Here is a 17,721-nt window from a genome sequence, read left to right as displayed (position 1 = left end):
TACCGCCGCTATCGATCAAGCCCTCGAAGCCCTCGGACGTCGATGGAGCCGCCGAAAAGCCTGAACGGCGCCGCCCCATGCGGTTCTCACCGGATGCTTACGTTTGAACGCCACTGCCCGGACTATTGCCGCGAAGCGGCGGGGCTGGCGGGCCTCGTCCTGTGCGCCGGCGGCTTCGCGACTCTTCTGGAGTATCCGGGCTCGCCGGTGAACGAAGCGATCGCCTCGATGCCGGCGCGCTGCTTCGTGCTTGGCGCCGTCATGGCGATCTTCGTGACGGCGTTGGTCTACTTGCTTTGGGGCAAGCGGACCGGCGCACATATCAATCCCGCGGTGACGTGGTCTTCCTATCGCCTTGGCCGCATCGGTAGCTGGGACACCCTGTTTTACACGGTGTTCCGCTGCGTTGGCGCGGTTTTCGCGCCGCCGCTGCTGTTGTGAGCAATCGGCGCGCCGTTCGGGAATGAGCTGACACGCTACAGTACGACGCAGCGGGGCCGGACGGCGAATGGGTCGCCTTTGCCGCCGAGTTCGTTATCTCCTTCGTGATGATGCTCATGCTCCTCGGCGCGCTTGGCTCGTAGCGCTGGGAAAAGCGTGCCGGGCTGCTACTCGCCGCGCTAATAGGGCTATATATCGCGGTTGAAGGCCCACTGTCGGGCATTAGCCTCAATCCAGCGCGCAGCTTCGGTGCGGCGCTGCTGGCGGGCCAGTGGAACGGCATGCGGCTGTATTTCGTCGCGCCACCGTTGGCGATGCTGCTGGCGACCGAAGTTGATCGGCGGGCGCGTCCGGAACGATCGCCCGCCTGCCGCATTATTCCGTGTCTGTGGAGACGCCATGATGACCGATGAAAAAAACCGTCCGATGTCGGAGGCGTTCCACGGCCAGCAACTGCCCTATCCGGCCAAGCAGTCCGACATGGATCCGCCGCCCGACAGCAACCTGTCCGACTATCGGCCCGCGGGCAAGCTGGCGGGCAAGGTCGCGTTGATTACCGGCGGCGATTCGGGCATCGGCCGCGCCGTTGCCATTGCCTTTGCGATGGAGGGCGCGCGGGTCGCGATCCTCTACAACGAGAACGACGATGACGCCGCAACGACACGCGATATGGTCGAGGCGAGGGGCGGCGAATGCCTCGTGCTGCGCCATGATGTCCGCCAGTCCGCGCAATGCCGAGCGGCGGTGGCTGCGACGGTCGAGCGTTTCGGCGGGCTGAACATCTTGGTCAACAACGCTGCGTTCCAGAAGTCGCAGCAAAGGTTTGAGGACATCACCGAGGATGATCTGCGCCGGACGTTTGAGACCAACATCTTCGGCTATTTCTTCATGGCGCAGGCGGCGCTCCCCCACCTTCGCGGGGGCGACGCGATCGTCAATACCGGCAGCATCGTCGGGCTGACCGGGCTCGGCATCCTGATCGACTACACCGCTACCAAGGGTGCGATCCACGCCTTCACCAAAAGCCTAGCGTTAAATCTCGGCGAACGCGGCATCCGAGTCAATTGCGTCGTGCCCGGACCGGTATGGACGCCTAACATCCCCGGCACGATGCCGGCGGAGGAGGTCGAGAACTTCGGGCATGAAGTCGCGCTCGGCCGGCCCGGCGAGCCCGAGGAGCTCGCTCCGGCCTATGTGCTGCTGGCATCGTCCGACGGCAGTTTCATGACCGGCGCGCTCGTCGAGGTCACCGGCGGCAGACTGTCGGCGGGATGACCAGAACGCCGGACCATCGCTACCCGGTCGGCACTGTCCAGGCGCTGTTGGACGGCGAACACGTAACCGCGCCGACCCGGGCGGCGTTGCAGGCGCGGCTGACGGACCCGCCTGCGGCGCAACCCGATATGCTTGGCAATCGCGTCGGGCTGTTGGCCGCCGTCTGCGCGCGGCTAGTCCCACAAAGCGGCAGCGCGCCGGTCGACGTGGCGGGTATGCTTCACGCGCGGCTGGCGACGGGCGTTGGCGACGGCTGGCGTTATGCGGACCTGCCGCCCGACCCTCTGGCATGGCGGCGCGGTCTCGAAGGCATCGGAGAGACCGCTCAGGCGATGTTCGATGGCGACTTCACGGGTCTGACGGCGGGCGACCAAGATGCCGTGCTGCATGCCGTTCAGGCCGGCTCCCCCGCTGGAGAGATCTGGCGTGAACTGCCGGCGGCGCGCTTCTTCGAAACGCTGCTCGCTGCGGTAGTCGAGACCTACTACGCGCATCCGTTGGCACAGGAGGATATCGGCTATGCCGGCATGGCCGATGCGCCGGGCTGGCAGGTGATCGGGCTAGGCGAACGCGAGGCGCGAGAGCCCGCCGGGATCGTCGCCTGATGCGGCGGTACCGGCCGGCTGACATCGTCGACGCTGTCGTCATCGGCAGCGGCGCGGGCGGCGCGCCGCTGCTTGCGCGGCTGGCGGCGGCAGGGTTGAGCGTCGTGACGCTGGAGGCCGGGCGGCGCTGGTCCCCGCCCGAGGATTTCGCCACCGACGAGACCGAGCAGAACAAGCTGTTCTGGCGAGACGAACGGCTGACCACCGGCGGCACGCCGCTGGCATTCGGCCGTAATAATTCGGGCATCGGCGTGGGCGGCTCGACGCTTCACTACACCGCCTACACGCCGCGCGCGCAGCCCGACGACTTCCACCTCCACCACGATTTCGGCGTCGGTGTCGACTGGCCGTTCGGCTATGCCGAGCTCGCGCCTTACTACGACGAATTGGAGGCGTTTCTGGGCGTGTCGGGACCATCGTCCTATCCGTGGGGGCCCCCACGACCCGCCTATCCGCTCAGTCCGCTGCCGCTCAACGGTGCTGCGCAATTGATGGCGCGGGGTTGCGATGCGCTGGGGTTCCGTACGTCGCCGGCCGCCAATGCCGCGCTGTCGGCCCCCTATTACCAGCCCAGCATCGGGTGGCGCCCGGCGTGCACCAACCGGGGCTTTTGCCAAGCTGGCTGCTCGGTGGGGGCGAAAGCGAGCATGGACGTCACCTATATTCCGCTCGCGCTGGCGCGAGGTGCCGAAGTCCGCCCCGAATGCTTCGTTACCGGCTTCGAGCGCGACGCCAGCGGCGCCGTCACCAGCGTGATCTATCGCCGCGACGGTGCCGACGAACGTCAGCGCTGCCGCAGCGTCTTCCTGTGCGCGGGCGCGATTGAGACGCCGCGGTTGCTGCTGACGACCGGCCTTGGCAACGCCAGCGGGCAGGTCGGGCGCAACCTGATGGCACACACCGGGTTGCAGCTGTGGGGCAGCTTCGACACCGCGGTGCGGCCCTACAAGGGCATCCCCGGCGCGCTGATCTCAGAGGATCACCATCGCCCCGCCGACGCCGATTTTGCCGGCGGCTACCTGCTCCAGAGCATCGGCGCCATGCCGGTAACCTATGCCGGTACGGTGGCGCGCGGACGTGGCCTGTGGGGAGAGGCGCTGACGCGCCACATGCGCGGCTACAACCATGTCGCGGGCATCAACATCTTGGGCGAATGCCTGCCGTCGCCTGTGAACTTCATCGAGCTGAGCGACGAGACCGACGCGCGCGGCCTACCAAAGCCATTGGCCCATTTCACCGCCGGCGAGAACGAACGCCGCCTGACTGCGCATGCCGACAAGACCATGCGGGCGATTTGGCAGGCGGCCGGCGCGCGCGATATCTGGACCTTCGACCGCTATGCCCACATTATCGGCACCTGTCGGATGGGCGACGACCCGGCCGACAGCGTCGTCGACCGCGACGGTCGCGCTCACGACCTGCCCAACCTGATCATCTGCGATAATTCGGTCTTTCCATCGGCGCTGAGCGTCAACCCCGCGCTGACCATCATGGCGTTGTCCTTGCGCACCGCGGATCGCTTCCTCGCCCGCGTCGCCCAAGGAGATATATGATGCCGCAGGATTTTCTCAGCATCGTAAAACGCAGATACGGCGATGGCGGCTATGCCGGCGACGAGCATGGCGGCGCGGCCGGCTCCGACGGCACCGGCTTGCCGACCGGGAGCCCAAGCAATTTCATGTTCGCCACCGGCATCGAGTGCTCGAACCCGACGATTGACAATGGCCGTACCCGTCGTGACCAGCTCGAAGAGTGCGGCCATTATGCGCGCTGGCGCGACGACCTGCGACTAACTCGCGAACTTGGCCTCAAAGTGCTGCGCTACGGCCTGCCGATCCACCGCATCCATCTCGGACCCGGAAAGTATGATTGGGAGTTCGCCGATCGGGTGATGGCCGAACTGCGGCGGCTCGAGCTAACCCCGATCCTTGATCTGCTGCACTTCGGCGTGCCCGATTGGCTGGGCAACTTCCAAAACCCCGAACTACCCGTGCATTTTGCCGAGTATTGCGGTGCGGTCGCCGAGCGTTATCCTTGGGTGCGCTACTACACGCCGGTCAACGAAATCTTTGTCTCCGCCCGGATGTCAGCGAAGGACGGTCTGTGGAACGAGCAGCTGAAAAACGACCGGGCCTTCGTCACCGCGCTCAAGCACCTCGTCGCCGCCAGCATTCTGGGCACGCAGATGATCGCCAAGCACCGACCCGACTGTATCATTGTCCAGTCGGAAAGTGCCGAATACCTGCACGAAGCTAGGGCGGTGCCTTCGACCGCGGTCAAGCTGATCAACATGCAGCGCTTCATCTCGCTCGACCTGCTCTATGCAAAGCCGTTCGACGCCGATGTCGCTTATTGGCTTCAGGACAACGGCCTGACCCGCGAGGAGTATGATTGGTTCATGGCTGGGGAGCCGCCGGGCTATCAGATCATGGGTAACGACTATTACGGCCGCAACGAGCGCATCCTGCTACCCGACGGCAGCATGTCTCCGGCGCAGGACGTGCTTGGTTGGTACCAGATCACCCACGAATATTATCGGCGCTATCAGAAGCCGGTGATGCACACCGAGACTAACGTTTTTGAGGCCGGGGACGCACCAAGCTGGCTGTGGAAGCAGTGGATGAACGTGCTGCGGATGCGCCGGGACGGCGTGCCGGTGCTCGGGTTCACGTGGTACAGCCTGATCGACCAAATCGATTGGGATGTCGCGCTTGCGGTTAAGAACGGCACAGTGAACTCTTGCGGACTCTACGATCTCGATCGCCGGCCACGACCGGTGGCGGCAGCGTATCGCCAACTGCTCGAGGAATTTGGGCAGATAACCGTCGTGCCCCACGGCGAATTGTTCGTCGTCGGCGATCAGCCCGCAAAACTTATGATCGAGGTGTGACTCCGCAAAGCGTCGCAGTGGAGCGCGATCCTGTTGAAGGGGGCCGCACGGCGCTGGTTCTGCTGCACCATTTCGGCGGCTCGGCGCGAACGTGGCAGCCGTTCATCGAATGTATTGGCGACCGTCGGCGCTGCATTGCGCTCGACCTCCCGGGCTTTGGTCGTCAGGTCGGTCGTCCGGGTCCATACACGGTGGCCGCAATGGCCGACCACGTTGCGGCGAGCATCGTCGAACTTGGCCTCGATCGCTTCACGCTCGTCGGCCATTCAATGGGTGGCAAGGTGGCATTGGCGCTCGCCGCCCGTCGTCCTGCGGGCCTCCGCTCGTTAGTTTTGCTGGCCCCCTCGCCGCCCAGCGCGGAGCCCATCGGCCACCAACAGCGCAAGACGCTGCTCGCCGCCTGGGGAGCGAGACCGGCGCTTGCAGATATTGTCGATGCCGCCACGCTCCGGACGCTGTCGGTCGATGTTCGCGCACTACTCATTGAAGATATGCTCAGTGTCGCACGGCAAGCCTGGCGCGGCTGGCTGCTTGCTGGCAGCCGCGAGGACATCACGGCCTTGATGGCGCGGATTGACGTCCCGGTCTGCGTCATGTCGGGAGACGGCGACACCGCGATCCCGACAGCCGTGATCGAGGCAGAATTGCTGCCGCGTCTTGCGAATGCCGCACTATTGGTGATCGCGGGAGCGGGACACCTGCTCCCTATCGAAGCGACGGCGGAAGTGGCAAATACAACTATCTTGTGATCGCAAGGGTGATCGGTAGAAAGGTCGCATGAGTAATTTATTCTGGTTTTCCGATCCGACGCAACAGTCGCTTGTTTCTCAAATCCAACAACGCCGGGCAACTTGGCTGGTGACTGGAGCGGCCGGATTCATCGGATCAAATCTTGTGGAGTCGCTGTTAAGGCTGGGCCAACGAGTGATCGGGCTCGATAATTTCGCGACCGGACATCGTCGCAACCTCGACCAACTGGAGCCGTTGGTGGGTCTGGAAAACTGGGAAAGCTTCACCTTCCTGCAAAGGGATATACGCGATCGCGCTGCCTGCGAAACGGCAGTAAAGGGGGTCGACTACGTGCTCCATCAAGCTGCGCTTGGCTCGGTACCGCAGTCGCTCGACGAGCCGCTGGAGTCATACGATGTCAACGTCACCGGATTTCTCAACATGCTCGAAGCCGCACGTCGGGCGAGGGTCAAGCGGCTAGTTTACGCTGCTTCGAGTTCGGTTTACGGCGATCATCCCGAATTGCCGCAACGCGAAGATCGGATCGGCAACCCGCTGTCGCCCTATGCCGCATCCAAATTGACCAACGAAATCTATGCTGGTGTCTATGCGCGCTGCTATGGTTTTCCGGCGGTTGGGCTTCGTTATTTCAACGTCTTTGGGCCACGCCAGGACCCGAACGGTGCTTATGCCGCGGTTATCCCGAAATGGACTGCGACGATGATCGCAGGCGAGGCTGTTTCCATCAATGGCGATGGCACTACAAGTCGCGATTTCTGCTACATTGCCAATGTCGTTCAGGCTAATTTGCGCGCCGCACTCGCCGATGACAGTGCGTGCAACCAAGTCTATAATATCGCACTTGGGGAGCGGACGTCGCTCAACGAACTGTTCGCGCAGATCCGTGAGGGGCTCGCAAAGCGCCAGTGCCGTTATGGCCGCGATCCGGTCTATCAGGAATTCCGAGCGGGCGACGTGCACCATTCGCAGGCCGATATTAGCATGGCGGGCGAGCGACTCGGCTATTTGCCGACGCACAGCATGTCGGCGGGAATCGAGGACGTGCTGTCGTGGTATATTGGCTCCTCGCGTGGCGAAGATCGATGACGCGCGTGCTTCAAGCCAAAAGCTAGTTCGCACTTGACAGTATAGTCCTGCGGCAACCACCACAAGCTATGGTCAGCCCGCTTGAAACACGTCTGTCTCAGCATTTACCGCTCACTTTTGCCGAACGCGACGCCTTGCAGTGGCTAGAGCGGCGCGAACAGCGGTTCATCGCTGGCAAAGTCATTGTTCGTGAGGGCGAAGCGTACGAAAACCTTCATATCGTAGCTTCGGGCTGGCTGCACGGGTCAATCCGATTGCACGACGGCAGTCGGCAGATCCTGCGCTTTTATTTCGTGGGCGATCTGACCACTGCCTTCAGTATTGCATGGCGTCATAGCGCAGCCACCTTGACGGCGGTAAGCGCCTGCACGCTATACGAAATGCCCCGCGCCGCGTTGGGACGGTTGTTTCGCGATCATCCACGGCTTGGCGCTTTGCTTTACGCCGTTAGCGCGTCTGAACATGTTGCGACGGCCGACCGGCTCGCGTCAATTGGTCGGACCGCCGGTATGTACCGCGTGGCAACGTTCCTGCTTGACATCCGCTCGCGACTTCTTGTGGTGGACGGGTTGGCCGGCGCGACCTTCGAATTGCCGCTCACGCAGCAGGATCTAGGGGACGCGGTCGGTCTAACGAAAGCCCACGTCAACCGATCGCTCAAATCGCTCGAGGCGACCGGCCTGCTTGAACGCGAAGGCAAGATCATCCGGATCAAGGACGTCGACGCTTTAACAAAACTGGTCGGGTTCAAGGATCGGCATGGACACGTCGCGATCGATTGGTTGCCGCCATCAGCCAATTTCGGTGATATAGATCACAACGAAACTACTGTCGCATAACTTTTTATCATACCCATAACGACTTATTGTCGCAGCGGGCTGTCAAGTTTGAACTTCCTGTGACTTGGAAGCGTAGACCACTTTGCGTCATGTGATTCGAACGGCGCGCAAAGTAACAGATGGTGGAAATCATGACGGATCGACTGGGTGTGGCGATCGTGGGACTGGGCGGTGCCGTCGCGACCACGGCAATTGCAGGCATCGAGATGATCAAGGCCGGTTCAAACAGCCTGGGCGGTCTGCCGCTTGCTGATCGCGACGATGCGGGAATGGTGGCGTATCGCGATCTTTGTTTTGGCGGCTGGGATCTGACGGAAGATACCCTCGATGTCTGCGCTCTGCGGCATGGCGTGATTGGACATGCCGAACTCAGCGACGGCGCGTCGAGCCTGTCGGGGATGCGCGCCTGGCCGGCAGTCGGCAGCACCGATTTTTGTGCCAACATCGACGGCGGCAACAAGGTTGTGGCGACCGGCCATCGGCAAGCGGTCGAACTTATCCGGGCCGACATGGACCGGTTCCGCGTCGAACAGGGCCTCGAACGCCTGGTGATGATCAACCTCGCGTCGACCGAACGCTTGCCCGATCCGCAAGCCGAAAGCCTGTCGAGTATCGCCGCGTTTGAGCGTGGCCTCGACGGCAATGATCCGGCGATCAGTCCGGCCATGCTCTACGCTTATGCAGCGATCGGTGCCGACACGCCGTACGCAAATTTCACGCCCTCCGTGGCGGCCGACGTCGCTCCGCTGGCCGAACTGGCGCATCAGCGGCACGTTCCGATCGGCGGCAAGGATGGCAAAACCGGCCAGACCATGATGAAGACGGTGATCGCGCCCGCGCTGCGGCAGCGGTCGCTCCATGTCGACGGCTGGTTCTCAACAAATATCCTCGGCAATTCGGACGGCAGGGCGCTCGACGACCCGCGCTCGCTGCAAGCCAAGCTCGACACCAAGAAAAGCGTTCTCAACCAAATCCTCGGGTATCCGGTCGAGGATCACATCGTGATGATCCATTATTACCGGCCGCGCGGCGACGACAAGGAAGCCTGGGACAACATCGACATCACCGGTTTCCTCGGCCAGAAAATGCAGCTCAAGCTAAATTTTCTGTGCAAGGATTCGGTCCTCGCCGCGCCGCTGGTGATCGAGATCGCGCGTATCCTCGACCTTGCCCGGCAACGCGGGCAGGGCGGCGTCCAGGAGCAGCTCGGTGTGTTCTTCAAAGCGCCACAGACGACCGACGGTCGCGAGCCGAGACATGGCTTCAATGATCAGCAACTAGTCCTCGAAGAATGGCTGGATCGCGGTTGATGCTGGCGCTCGTTGATCAACCCGTCCGACTAATGCCACTGTTTCGTGAGCTCGGGCATCTCAAGCGGATCACCTCCGCGGGGCGCGAAGGATCGATCGCAACCCGTCTTTTTTCACGAGCTTGGGGTGGATTGCTAGCCGGAGAACTGCCAGCGGTCGTGTTGCGACGTACCGTTGGAGCCGCTGTGGCGGCTGGCCGTCTTGGCGATCTCGACTTGGCTAAACTGCGCGAACTGGGGCTTACCGACGCCGAGGCATCGACCGTGTTGCGGGCGGGCTTCGATGCGGTTGCCCAAGCAATCACGCCGCCGTTCGCAGCCGATCTCACAGCGGCGCTTGCGCAAGACGCGGCGTCAGGCCCACTACCCCCGTTCGTTACCTTGCTAGCCGCCCAGCCGCGCGCTGGCGTAACCTGCCCGGACAAGCCGCGGATGATGCTGGCCCCGACGGAAAATCATGCCGAACACAGCGTGGTCGTTGCCGTTTACGCGGTTCTGCTGGCGGCGCATTATGGTGCCGATCCAGCCGTAGTGTTCCTGGCCGGGCTTGCTCATCACGTCCACAGCGCGGCGATGCCCGACAGCGGTTTCACCGGTGAAGTGCTGCTCGGCGACTTGCTCGAGCGCGTCATAGGCACTGCCCGCGAGCACGCCCTGTCCGAACTGCCGCCGCCGCTCCAGAAACGAATAAGGGAAGCATTGATCGTGATCGCCGATGACGGCTCGCCTGAAGGCCGCGCATTCCACGCCGCCGATGTGATCGACCGAGTGCTTGAGATCGAACAGCATGTGGCGGCTGCGCACTCGACCATGGACATGGTGCTACGCGACTATGAACTGGTCCACTCCGGGCCAGTTAAGGCATTTCACGATGCTACCCTTCGTGAGGTGGGGCTATTGTGATCCGCTACCGGTCGCCGACCAACGGACGATGGCTTGGCTTTGACGGCCCGCATTCGCTGGCTGACGGCACGGGCGGGCGGTGGCCGGTGATCGACGGCATACCCTATCTCCGCGTCGGGTCGGAGGCCTTGGCCGCTGCGGCACTACGGCGGCTCGACGACGGCGATCCGACGGGGGCGCTGCTGCTGCTGCTGGCCGAAAATGACAGTTGGTGGTCCGAGCCGCCACCACCCCCCCACGATCTTGCGAAGCTCGTCGCGCAGCGCGAGACGCTCAATCTGCGCCAGGCAATGCGGCTCCTCGGATGGGGTCGAGTCGGCGACTATTTCGCACATCGCTGGAGTGATCCGACATATGTTGCCGGGTTGACCTTACTCAACGCCCACTGGAGTGCGCCGGTGCACGCATTCGAACTTGCGTGCGGTATCGGTCACTACCTGCGCGACTTGTCGCTGGCAGACGTGGCAACGACGGGCGGAGACGTGGTGTTCGCCAAACTGTGGGTTGCTCGCCACTGGGTCGCCCCGCAAGCGCAACTAGTCTGTTTCGACGCCAATCACCCTTGGCCGGTCGAGATCAGGGCCGACCTCGCCTTCTGCCATGACGCCTTTTACTTTTTGACCAACAAGGCAGCGGTGGCGAAGCAGCTTCGGGAAGTCGCGCCGGTGGTCTCGCTCGCCCATATCCACAATTCGGCTCGTCAAAACTTTTCAGCCGCCCAAGGCATGACGCTCGACGAGGTTCGGGCTATGTTCCCCGATGCGATGCTCTACGGCGACGAAGAACTCTCTCGAGCGGGGGCCGACGGCGATTTGCCTGCGGCGGGAGCGGCGGAAGATACCGAAGCCTTTGGTGTCGTAGTTGGCGCCAAATCGACCGACATCCGCGGTCCGCTCGATTTGCCTCAAAGCGGTCGGCTCCTGCGCCGCAATCCGCTGTGCGTCGGTGGACGATTGATCTGGCCGAGCGAGCGCTATGCCACGGAATATGGCGGGCGATCGACCTTTGGATGCGTTGCAAACCTGCCGGACACGGTTGCGATGGCGCCGGAATGGGAAGCGGCCGCCTTGCGGCGTGAACTGATCGACTTGCCGGAGCGTTGGTGATGCGTTTTCGCTGGGGTATCGTCGGTTACGGCTGGGTAGCGCGAGATCATATGGCACCCGCCATTGCCGCGGCAGGTCACGAACTGGCGATTGTCGCCGATCCATCAGCGGACGCACGGGTCGAGGCCGAACGATTGGGCACGGCTGCCGTGGCGACCACGGCCGAAATGCTCGAATGGCGGCCGGACGCAATCTACGTCGCGACCCCGAACAGTCGCCATCTTGCTCCGATCATCGAGGCGACGCGGGCCGGCATTGCGATTTTGTGCGAGAAGCCAATGGCGGCAACGCTTGACGACGCGGAAGCGATTGCCAACTTAGCGGGGTCGGTAATTTACGGTACGGCGTTCGACCAGCGTCACCATCCAGCGCATCGTGCGATCCGCGAGGAAATCGCCAGCGGCGCGATCGGGCAGGTTACTGCCGTCCGCATCAACTATGCCTGCTGGGTCGACTCTCGCTGGCGGTCACCCGGCTCTGGGCCCGATCAGGCCAACTGGCGCGCCGACCCGGTGGCCGCGGGCGGCGGCGCGGTAATGGACCTCGCCTTGCATGGTCTGGACCTTGCGCAGATGCTGCTCGGCGAGCCACTTGCGCGCTTGCATATCGATCTGCAGCGGCGGGTGCACGACTACGCCGTCGATGACGGGGGGATGCTGTCCGGGCGTTTCGCCAACGGCGCACTTTTTCAATCGCATGTCGCCTATAATTGCCCGGAGTCGCTGCCGCGTCGCCGGCTAGAAATTATCGGTGACCGCGGCGGGATCGTGGCGCTCGACACAATGGGCCAGTCCGCCGGGGGTTCGGCGATGCTGACCTGCGGTCGCAGCGGTATCGGTCGATCGATCGCCTTCGACGAAAATCGAAGCCCGTTCGAAGCGCAGGCCACAGCCTTCGCGGCAGCGGTGCAAGGCGAGCCCCATGATTTTTCGTTGAATCGGGATCTCACTCTGATGCGCTTGTTTGCAGGCGCCCATGACCGGGCGGTGTTATGCCTTTGAGCCATTATGCCTGTGCCAATTGCGGTTTCTGGCAATTGTACTTCACCTCGCCGCCCGACTGCCCGGTGTGCACCGACGTCCGCAACGACCTGCCGCAGGACGGCTGGCGTTTCCTTCCCGAGGCCGAGGTCGCAGCGAGTCATTCCGGCAAAATGCGGGAGATTGCGCCCGGCCTTTGGGCGTTCACGACCACGCCAAGCCTTGGCCTTGCCGGCACCGGCTGGCTGAGCGTCCGCAACGACGGCAACATCGCGTTCGAGGCCGCACCTTATTATTCGCCAGAAATGCTCCACCAGCTGCGCGCGCTCGGCGGTGTCCGCTTCCTTTCTGCGAGCCACGCGCACGGTTATGGTGCGCTATTTCAGCTGCAGCGTGAATTTACGCCTGAAGTGGTTGCGATCCAGCGCGAGGACCTGAGCATGACGAAGGCGTTTCGCGTCAATGCGCCGTTCGATGACCGGTTGGAGCTGGCGCCCGGATACACGTTGCACCACGTGGGCGGCCACTACGACGGGCAGGCGGCCTTGCACGACGCCGCCGACCGGCGCTTCTTTTGTGGTGACATGTTCAAGATCGATCAAGATCCGGCTGGCGTAAGCCAGGCAGTGTCCAGTCATAAGGCATTTCACAAAGACATCCCGCTCACCCATGCCGAACTTCGCCGCTACCGCGAGGTGATCGCGCCGCTCGAGTTCGACACGGTTTTGACGCCGTTCGAGTTTGCGCCGGAAGTCTCGCGGTCGGTGGCGCTGGCGGTGCTTGATGAAGCCCTCGCGCGCCCACCGGGCGTGAAGCGGATTGCGCTATGAATGGATTGCCCCAACCCCTGTCACCCGCCGCCGAAGCGTATCTCGACGCCTTTCCAAAGGGTGAGATCGTAGCATATGCGCTTACCCCGCTCGACACGATCGGGATTCCGGTTTGGGTTGTCGCCCTATTCCCCGAAGACCCAGTGCTCGACGGCATCATGCCCTATGGGGTAGGCTACGGCGAAACCGATGGCCAGGCGGTGCTGGGCGCACTCGGCGAAATCGCCGAGATGGTGTTTCCGACGCTCAGCCTTTCGGCACGGGCCAAGACACGCGGCAGCTATCACAAGCTGGTCGGCGTACTCGGAGGCGCCGCGGTCGCCGATCCGCTGACCCTTTGCCTGCCCGCCGGGTCGCCGGTCGATCGCGACACCGTGCTGGAATGGGTGGAAGCGCAGCGCTGGGCGGATGGCTCGACCGTGCTGGTGCCGATTGACCTCGCAGCCTATTCCGCCAAGGAGCTTTCGTCTGGCTATCGACCGTTCACCACGATCATCTCGAACGGCATGGGTGCTGGTCCGGACCTCGAGTGGGCGGTGGGCCACGGTCTTCTCGAATTGCTGCAGCGCGACGGCAACGGATTATTGTTTCGCGCCCTCGATCAGGGCGTGCTGCTCGACCTGCCCAAGGACGTTCCCGCTTCCACGCAGGCGCTCCTTACCAAGTTCCAAGCGGCCGGAATCGAGGTCATGCCAAAATTCGTCACCGACGAATTCGGGATTGCGAACCTTTACTGCGTCGGAAGGGAAAGGGACGGATACGAGCCGACGGCTTCCATCATGCTGACGGGTTGCGGCGAGGCGGCACATCCCGATCGCGGCCAGGCGCTCGACAAGGCGTTATGCGAGTTCGCCGCGTCCCGTGTGCGCAAGGCGTTCGCCCACGGACCGGCCGTACTGGCGGAGCGGGTGGCGCCGCCGAACTACGTCGCGCGGTTCACGGCAAGGGCGGGCGCCGCGGCAAAATCCAGCGACCCGCGCGCGCTAAACGCCATGCGCGAATGGAGCCGTGCCTCCTCTGCGGACCTTCGACACTGGCTCGCCGATACCGTGCACGCGGTACGCTCCCACAAGGCGTTTGATACGCTGCCATGCGCCGACGTGCCGAGCGGGCATGTCCGCAGTAAACTCGTACTCGACGCGGTACTCAAACAGGGCTTCGACGTACTGTACGTCGATATGTCGCCGCCGGGCGCTCCGCTGGCGACGGTCAAGGTGATAGCGCCGGGGCTGGAGGTCGAAACGATGAGCTATGCGCGTATCGGCGAGCGCAACGCACGCAAGCTTCTGCAGCGCGATACCGGGCTTGTCGGGTTTGGCGAATTCACTGCTCAGCGCCTGCCGATCCGCCTCACGCCGGAGGCAATCGGCCGCCTCGGCGGCATGCCGTGGTTCGATATCGGTCGCGCCGCACAGATCGTGGGACCGCTCTACCCACTCTACCGCGAGCCCGAAGCGCACCATCTCGCCCAATTGGAGGGACAACCGTGAGCCTGCGCCTGGCCTACAACACCAACGGAGCATCCAGTCATCGCCTGGGCGACGCGATCTCGCTGATCGCCGACAGTGGCTACCAGGGGATCGCGCTGACGCTCGATCATCATCATCTGGATCCGTTCGACGATGATTGGCAAAATCAGGCCGCCCGACTGGGTCGCCGGCTGGATGCGCTCAAGCTGGGCACGGTGATCGAAACTGGCGCGCGTTATTTGCTGAATCCGCGTGAGAAGCACGAGCCGACGTTGCTCGCGCCCAGCCGCGAAGGCCGCGCGCGACGTGTCGAATTTCTATGCCGCGCGGTCGATATTGCGTCGATCCTGCGCAGCGAGACCGTGTCGTTCTGGGCCGGCGTTCCAAAGCCCGAGGTTGATCGTTCGCAAGCGATGGAATGGCTGCACGACGGCATCGCCGCCGTTTGTGCGTATGCTGGCGAGCGAGGTGTGCCGGTCAGCCTCGAGCCCGAGCCGAACATGCTTATCGAAACTGTGGCCGACTTCCAGGGGTTGGCAGCGCGGCACCCCACGCTGCGGCTGGCGCTCGACACTGGGCATTGCCTCGTCACCCGCGACATCGAGCCCGACGCCGCCGTCCGCCGCTATGCCGACCAGCTTGGAACCGTGGCGATCGAGGACATGCGCTACGGCGACCACACGCATTTGCCGTTCGGCGAGGGCGACATGAACGTTCCCGCTGTCGTAACCGCATTGCGCGAAATCACGTTTAATGGCTTGGTGTGCGTCGAGTATTCGCGCGAGAGCCCGCGGGCGCATGCTGCTATTCCCGAAGCCGCTGCCTATCTTCGCTCGGTTGGCGCGTGAAGATCTGCTTCGTCAGTCGCCGCTATTTCCCGGCAATTTCGGGCATGTCGATCTATGCGCTCAACTTGCTGCAGCAATTGGCGGCGGCGGGCTACGACCTGACCATGGTCAGCCAGTATCGCGGCGATGCGCTCGGTACCCGTATTTATGGCGGCGGCCCACCTCCGCCGGTGCCGGGCGTCAAGGTGATCGGTCTCGAACAACGCGGTGAACAGGACGGCGGCGACTTCGAGCGGGATATCGCCGAGCTGGTCGAAACGATCGTTGCTGAACACCGCCGCGAGCCGTTCGACATCCTGCACGCGCAATATGGCTATCCCACTGGCTGGGCCGTGTTGCTCGCTTCGCAACGACTGGGGGTTCCCAACCTGGTCTCCATCCAAGGCGGCGACGGCCATTGGGTCGGCTCCTGTTGCGAAACCCACCGGCTCGCCATGGTGCGCGTGCTGGATCACGCGGGAGCCCTGCTGATCGGCGGGCATAGCTTTGCGGAGGAGGTAAGGAACCGCCTCGGTACGCCGCTCGATCGCTTCACGATCGTCCCCGGCGCGGTCGACACCGACCGCTTCACGCCCGCGGGTCTGACCGCCAACGGCCCGGCCAAAATATTGTATCATGGCCGCGTCGACCGGCGCAAAGGCGTGCTCGACTTCCTGAAATCGCTCACCGCCGTCGCAGGCGATTGGCAAGCAACGGTGTCCGGCATCGGCCCGGACTTGGCGGACGCCCAAATGCTCGCTGAGCAGCTCGGGCTGGGCGAGCGCGTCACGTTCTCGGGCTATGCCGATTATGCCGACGTTCCCCAAATCTATCGCGCGCACCACATCTTCGCGTCGCCAACTTATGCCGAGGGCTTTTCGAACACGATCCTCGAAGCCATGGCGAGCGGACTGGCGGTGTTGTCGTGTCGCTCGGTCGGGGTGGTCGATTGCCTGCGCGACGGGGATAACGGAGTGCTGACCGAGGCTGGCGACGTGGCCGGGCAAGCGCGAGCGCTGACCGCGTTGATCAATGATCGATCGCTGCGCGCACGCCTCGCCGATACTGCCTTGGCCGAGTGTCGACATACATATAGTTGGCACGCCGTAGGTCGTCGGATCATGACGGTGTACGACCAGCTTGTTGGGACGCAGCCCGACACGGCATTCGATCAGGACTTGCCGAAAACGACCTGCCGCTTCCGGTCGGAGCCGCACTTGCTTTGAAAACGCTGCTCGCCATCTCGCCACATCTGGACGACGCGATCTTTTCGGCCGGGGCGCTGCTGTGGTCGCTGCGCCAGCGGGGGTGGCGGATCGTGGTCACCACCGTGTTTACGGGCAATGTCGAGCGGCCGTCAGGCTTCGCGCTCGCCTGCCAGCTCGACAAGGGCCTGTCGGCTGACGCCGACTACATGGCCCTGCGGCGACAGGAAGATCGTCATGCCTGCGCCACGCTGGATGCCGAACCGCTCCACCTGCCGCTGCTCGAAGCACCGCACCGCGGCTATGCAAATGCCGCGGCACTGTTCGATCCGATATTACCGAACGATGACGTGGAAGGTCCAGTGCGCGCGGCACTGACCACCGTGCTCGCGGCTACGCGGCCCGACGTGGTGCTCGCGCCATCGGCGATCGGCAGCCATGTCGACCATGTGATCGTGCGCCATGCGGTCGAGGCGACTGCCCGCCCTCGGCGGCTGTGGCTTTGGGAGGATTGGCCGTATGTGGACCGCAGCGGCTCCATCGACCACCGCAGTGCGCGCTATCTACAATTTTCAGCGCAAGCATCCATTGTAAAGGTTCGTGCCTGCGCCTGTTATGTCTCACAACTCGGTTTTCAATTTGGCGGCGCGGAAGCGCTCGCCGCGCAGATGAATGATCAGAAGGGAGAGTGGTATCGGCGCGCGGGGTAGCAGAGGTGGCTCGGTTTATCTGCACAGCCTCGCGCGATTGCTGAGTGGAGCGGCTGCCGGTTTCATGCCGCTGCGAGAAGCGGTCGGTTGAAGTAGACGTGATCGGGGGTCTTGCGGTCAAGGGATGAGTGCGGGCGCCTGGCGTTGTAGAAAGTCAGATACCGGCCGAGCGATGCGCGGGCCTCGCTGACCGATCCGTAGGCTCGCAGGTAAACCTCCTCATATTTTACCGATCGCCAAAGGCGTTCGACGAACACATTGTCCCGCCAGGCGCCGCGGCCGTCCATGCTGATCGCGATCTTCTCGCGGTGCAGGACCGACGTGAATGCCATGCTGGTGAACTGGCTGCCCTGGTCGGTATTGAAGATATCGGGCGCCCCGAAGCGCGTCGGCGCTTCCTCTAACGCCTCGATGCAAAAATCCGTCTCCAGTGTGATCGACAGCCGCCATGACAAAACCCGGCGGCTAAACCAGTCGACGACAGCGATGAGGTAGA

19 protein-coding genes are annotated in these 17,721 nt (G+C 63.3%); 18 read left to right on the top strand and 1 reads right to left on the bottom strand.

The genetic code is table 11. The annotated features are described in order from the left end of the window. From IEW98_RS15570 to IEW98_RS15485, 18 genes are all read left to right on the top strand, one after another. A partial coding sequence (locus tag IEW98_RS15570) for an aquaporin (RefSeq protein WP_207792598.1) occupies nucleotides 1–441 on the top strand: 441 nt, incomplete at its 5' end. 164 nt (nucleotides 442–605) lie between these two features. Further along, nucleotides 606–854 carry an aquaporin gene (locus IEW98_RS16975; protein WP_188764372.1) on the top strand — a complete coding sequence of 83 codons (249 nt, stop codon included), beginning with the start codon at nucleotides 606–608 and terminating at the stop codon, nucleotides 852–854. Continuing rightward, entirely contained in the window at nucleotides 841–1,716 is an 876-nt protein-coding gene (locus IEW98_RS15560) for an SDR family oxidoreductase (RefSeq protein ID WP_243450816.1), read from the top strand. The genes IEW98_RS16975 and IEW98_RS15560 overlap by 14 nt, the downstream gene beginning before the upstream one ends. After that, nucleotides 1,713–2,321, top strand: coding sequence for a gluconate 2-dehydrogenase subunit 3 family protein (locus IEW98_RS15555; protein ID WP_188764363.1), 609 nt, complete (start codon nucleotides 1,713–1,715; stop codon nucleotides 2,319–2,321). Before IEW98_RS15560 ends, IEW98_RS15555 begins: the two co-directional genes overlap by 4 nt. Continuing rightward, complete coding sequence (locus IEW98_RS15550) at nucleotides 2,321–3,874, top strand: GMC family oxidoreductase (protein ID WP_188764361.1); 1,554 nt, start codon at nucleotides 2,321–2,323, stop codon at nucleotides 3,872–3,874. Before IEW98_RS15555 ends, IEW98_RS15550 begins: the two co-directional genes overlap by 1 nt. After that, nucleotides 3,871–5,211 (top strand): family 1 glycosylhydrolase, encoded by a 1,341-nt coding sequence (locus IEW98_RS15545; RefSeq protein ID WP_188764359.1) that lies wholly within the window; start codon nucleotides 3,871–3,873, stop codon nucleotides 5,209–5,211. Before IEW98_RS15550 ends, IEW98_RS15545 begins: the two co-directional genes overlap by 4 nt. Before the next feature lie 17 nt (nucleotides 5,212–5,228). Next, nucleotides 5,229–5,960: an alpha/beta fold hydrolase gene (locus IEW98_RS15540; RefSeq protein WP_188764356.1), complete on the top strand. Its 732-nt coding sequence runs from the start codon at nucleotides 5,229–5,231 to the stop codon at nucleotides 5,958–5,960. 28 nt (nucleotides 5,961–5,988) lie between these two features. Beyond that, on the top strand, nucleotides 5,989–7,047 hold the full coding sequence (locus IEW98_RS15535) for an SDR family oxidoreductase (RefSeq protein ID WP_188764354.1): 1,059 nt from the start codon (nucleotides 5,989–5,991) through the stop codon (nucleotides 7,045–7,047). Between the two features lie 68 nt (nucleotides 7,048–7,115). Then, the gene (locus IEW98_RS15530) at nucleotides 7,116–7,886 is read left to right on the top strand and encodes a Crp/Fnr family transcriptional regulator (protein ID WP_188764352.1); all 771 of its coding nucleotides are present in this window, start codon (nucleotides 7,116–7,118) and stop codon (nucleotides 7,884–7,886) included. 131 nt (nucleotides 7,887–8,017) lie between these two features. Beyond that, on the top strand, nucleotides 8,018–9,196 hold the full coding sequence (locus IEW98_RS15525; RefSeq protein WP_188764350.1) for an inositol-3-phosphate synthase: 1,179 nt from the start codon (nucleotides 8,018–8,020) through the stop codon (nucleotides 9,194–9,196). Further along, complete coding sequence (locus tag IEW98_RS15520) at nucleotides 9,196–10,098, top strand: hypothetical protein (RefSeq protein ID WP_188764348.1); 903 nt, start codon at nucleotides 9,196–9,198, stop codon at nucleotides 10,096–10,098. Before IEW98_RS15525 ends, IEW98_RS15520 begins: the two co-directional genes overlap by 1 nt. Next, nucleotides 10,095–11,204, top strand: a complete 1,110-nt coding sequence (locus tag IEW98_RS15515; RefSeq protein WP_207792597.1) for a hypothetical protein — start codon at nucleotides 10,095–10,097, stop codon at nucleotides 11,202–11,204. Before IEW98_RS15520 ends, IEW98_RS15515 begins: the two co-directional genes overlap by 4 nt. Next, the gene (locus tag IEW98_RS15510) at nucleotides 11,204–12,205 is read left to right on the top strand and encodes a Gfo/Idh/MocA family protein (RefSeq protein ID WP_188764366.1); all 1,002 of its coding nucleotides are present in this window, start codon (nucleotides 11,204–11,206) and stop codon (nucleotides 12,203–12,205) included. The genes IEW98_RS15515 and IEW98_RS15510 overlap by 1 nt, the downstream gene beginning before the upstream one ends. After that, nucleotides 12,202–13,014, top strand: coding sequence for an MBL fold metallo-hydrolase (locus IEW98_RS15505; protein WP_207792596.1), 813 nt, complete (start codon nucleotides 12,202–12,204; stop codon nucleotides 13,012–13,014). The genes IEW98_RS15510 and IEW98_RS15505 overlap by 4 nt, the downstream gene beginning before the upstream one ends. Beyond that, nucleotides 13,011–14,504: a YcaO-like family protein gene (locus IEW98_RS15500; RefSeq protein WP_188764345.1), complete on the top strand. Its 1,494-nt coding sequence runs from the start codon at nucleotides 13,011–13,013 to the stop codon at nucleotides 14,502–14,504. Before IEW98_RS15505 ends, IEW98_RS15500 begins: the two co-directional genes overlap by 4 nt. Beyond that, a complete protein-coding gene (locus IEW98_RS15495; RefSeq protein WP_188764342.1) occupies nucleotides 14,501–15,331 on the top strand; it encodes a sugar phosphate isomerase/epimerase family protein in 831 nt (276 codons plus the stop codon). Before IEW98_RS15500 ends, IEW98_RS15495 begins: the two co-directional genes overlap by 4 nt. Beyond that, nucleotides 15,328–16,536 carry a glycosyltransferase family 4 protein gene (locus IEW98_RS15490; RefSeq protein WP_188764340.1) on the top strand — a complete coding sequence of 403 codons (1,209 nt, stop codon included), beginning with the start codon at nucleotides 15,328–15,330 and terminating at the stop codon, nucleotides 16,534–16,536. The genes IEW98_RS15495 and IEW98_RS15490 overlap by 4 nt, the downstream gene beginning before the upstream one ends. After that, nucleotides 16,533–17,225 (top strand): PIG-L deacetylase family protein, encoded by a 693-nt coding sequence (locus IEW98_RS15485; RefSeq protein ID WP_188764338.1) that lies wholly within the window; start codon nucleotides 16,533–16,535, stop codon nucleotides 17,223–17,225. The genes IEW98_RS15490 and IEW98_RS15485 overlap by 4 nt, the downstream gene beginning before the upstream one ends. A gap of 62 nt (nucleotides 17,226–17,287) precedes the next feature. Here IEW98_RS15485 and IEW98_RS15480 read toward each other — a convergent pair. Next, nucleotides 17,288–17,721 (bottom strand): integrase core domain-containing protein (locus IEW98_RS15480; protein WP_188764336.1); only part of this gene is annotated, 434 nt, incomplete at its 5' end.

The sequence above is a fragment of the Sandarakinorhabdus glacialis genome (genome assembly GCF_014643455.1).
Taxonomy (GTDB): Bacteria; Pseudomonadota; Alphaproteobacteria; order Sphingomonadales; family Sphingomonadaceae; genus Sandarakinorhabdus; species Sandarakinorhabdus glacialis.
The sequence above is the reverse complement of the archived record's forward strand: the minus strand, read 5'-3'. Positions and strand labels throughout refer to the sequence as shown.

Bases quoted from the DNA above. Each gene is read 5' to 3' on its own strand.
- IEW98_RS15560 (WP_243450816.1), top strand. From the start codon at position 841: ATGATGACCGATGAAAAAAACCGTCCGATGTCGGAGGCGTTCCACGGC.
- IEW98_RS15555 (WP_188764363.1), top strand. From the start codon at position 1,713: ATGACCAGAACGCCGGACCATCGCTACCCGGTCGGCACTGTCCAGGCG.
- IEW98_RS15550 (WP_188764361.1), top strand. From the start codon at position 2,321: ATGCGGCGGTACCGGCCGGCTGACATCGTCGACGCTGTCGTCATCGGC.
- IEW98_RS15545 (WP_188764359.1), top strand. From the start codon at position 3,871: ATGATGCCGCAGGATTTTCTCAGCATCGTAAAACGCAGATACGGCGAT.
- IEW98_RS15535 (WP_188764354.1), top strand. From the start codon at position 5,989: ATGAGTAATTTATTCTGGTTTTCCGATCCGACGCAACAGTCGCTTGTT.
- IEW98_RS15530 (WP_188764352.1), top strand. From the start codon at position 7,116: ATGGTCAGCCCGCTTGAAACACGTCTGTCTCAGCATTTACCGCTCACT.
- IEW98_RS15525 (WP_188764350.1), top strand. From the start codon at position 8,018: ATGACGGATCGACTGGGTGTGGCGATCGTGGGACTGGGCGGTGCCGTC.
- IEW98_RS15520 (WP_188764348.1), top strand. From the start codon at position 9,196: ATGCTGGCGCTCGTTGATCAACCCGTCCGACTAATGCCACTGTTTCGT.
- IEW98_RS15510 (WP_188764366.1), top strand. From the start codon at position 11,204: ATGCGTTTTCGCTGGGGTATCGTCGGTTACGGCTGGGTAGCGCGAGAT.
- IEW98_RS15500 (WP_188764345.1), top strand. From the start codon at position 13,011: ATGAATGGATTGCCCCAACCCCTGTCACCCGCCGCCGAAGCGTATCTC.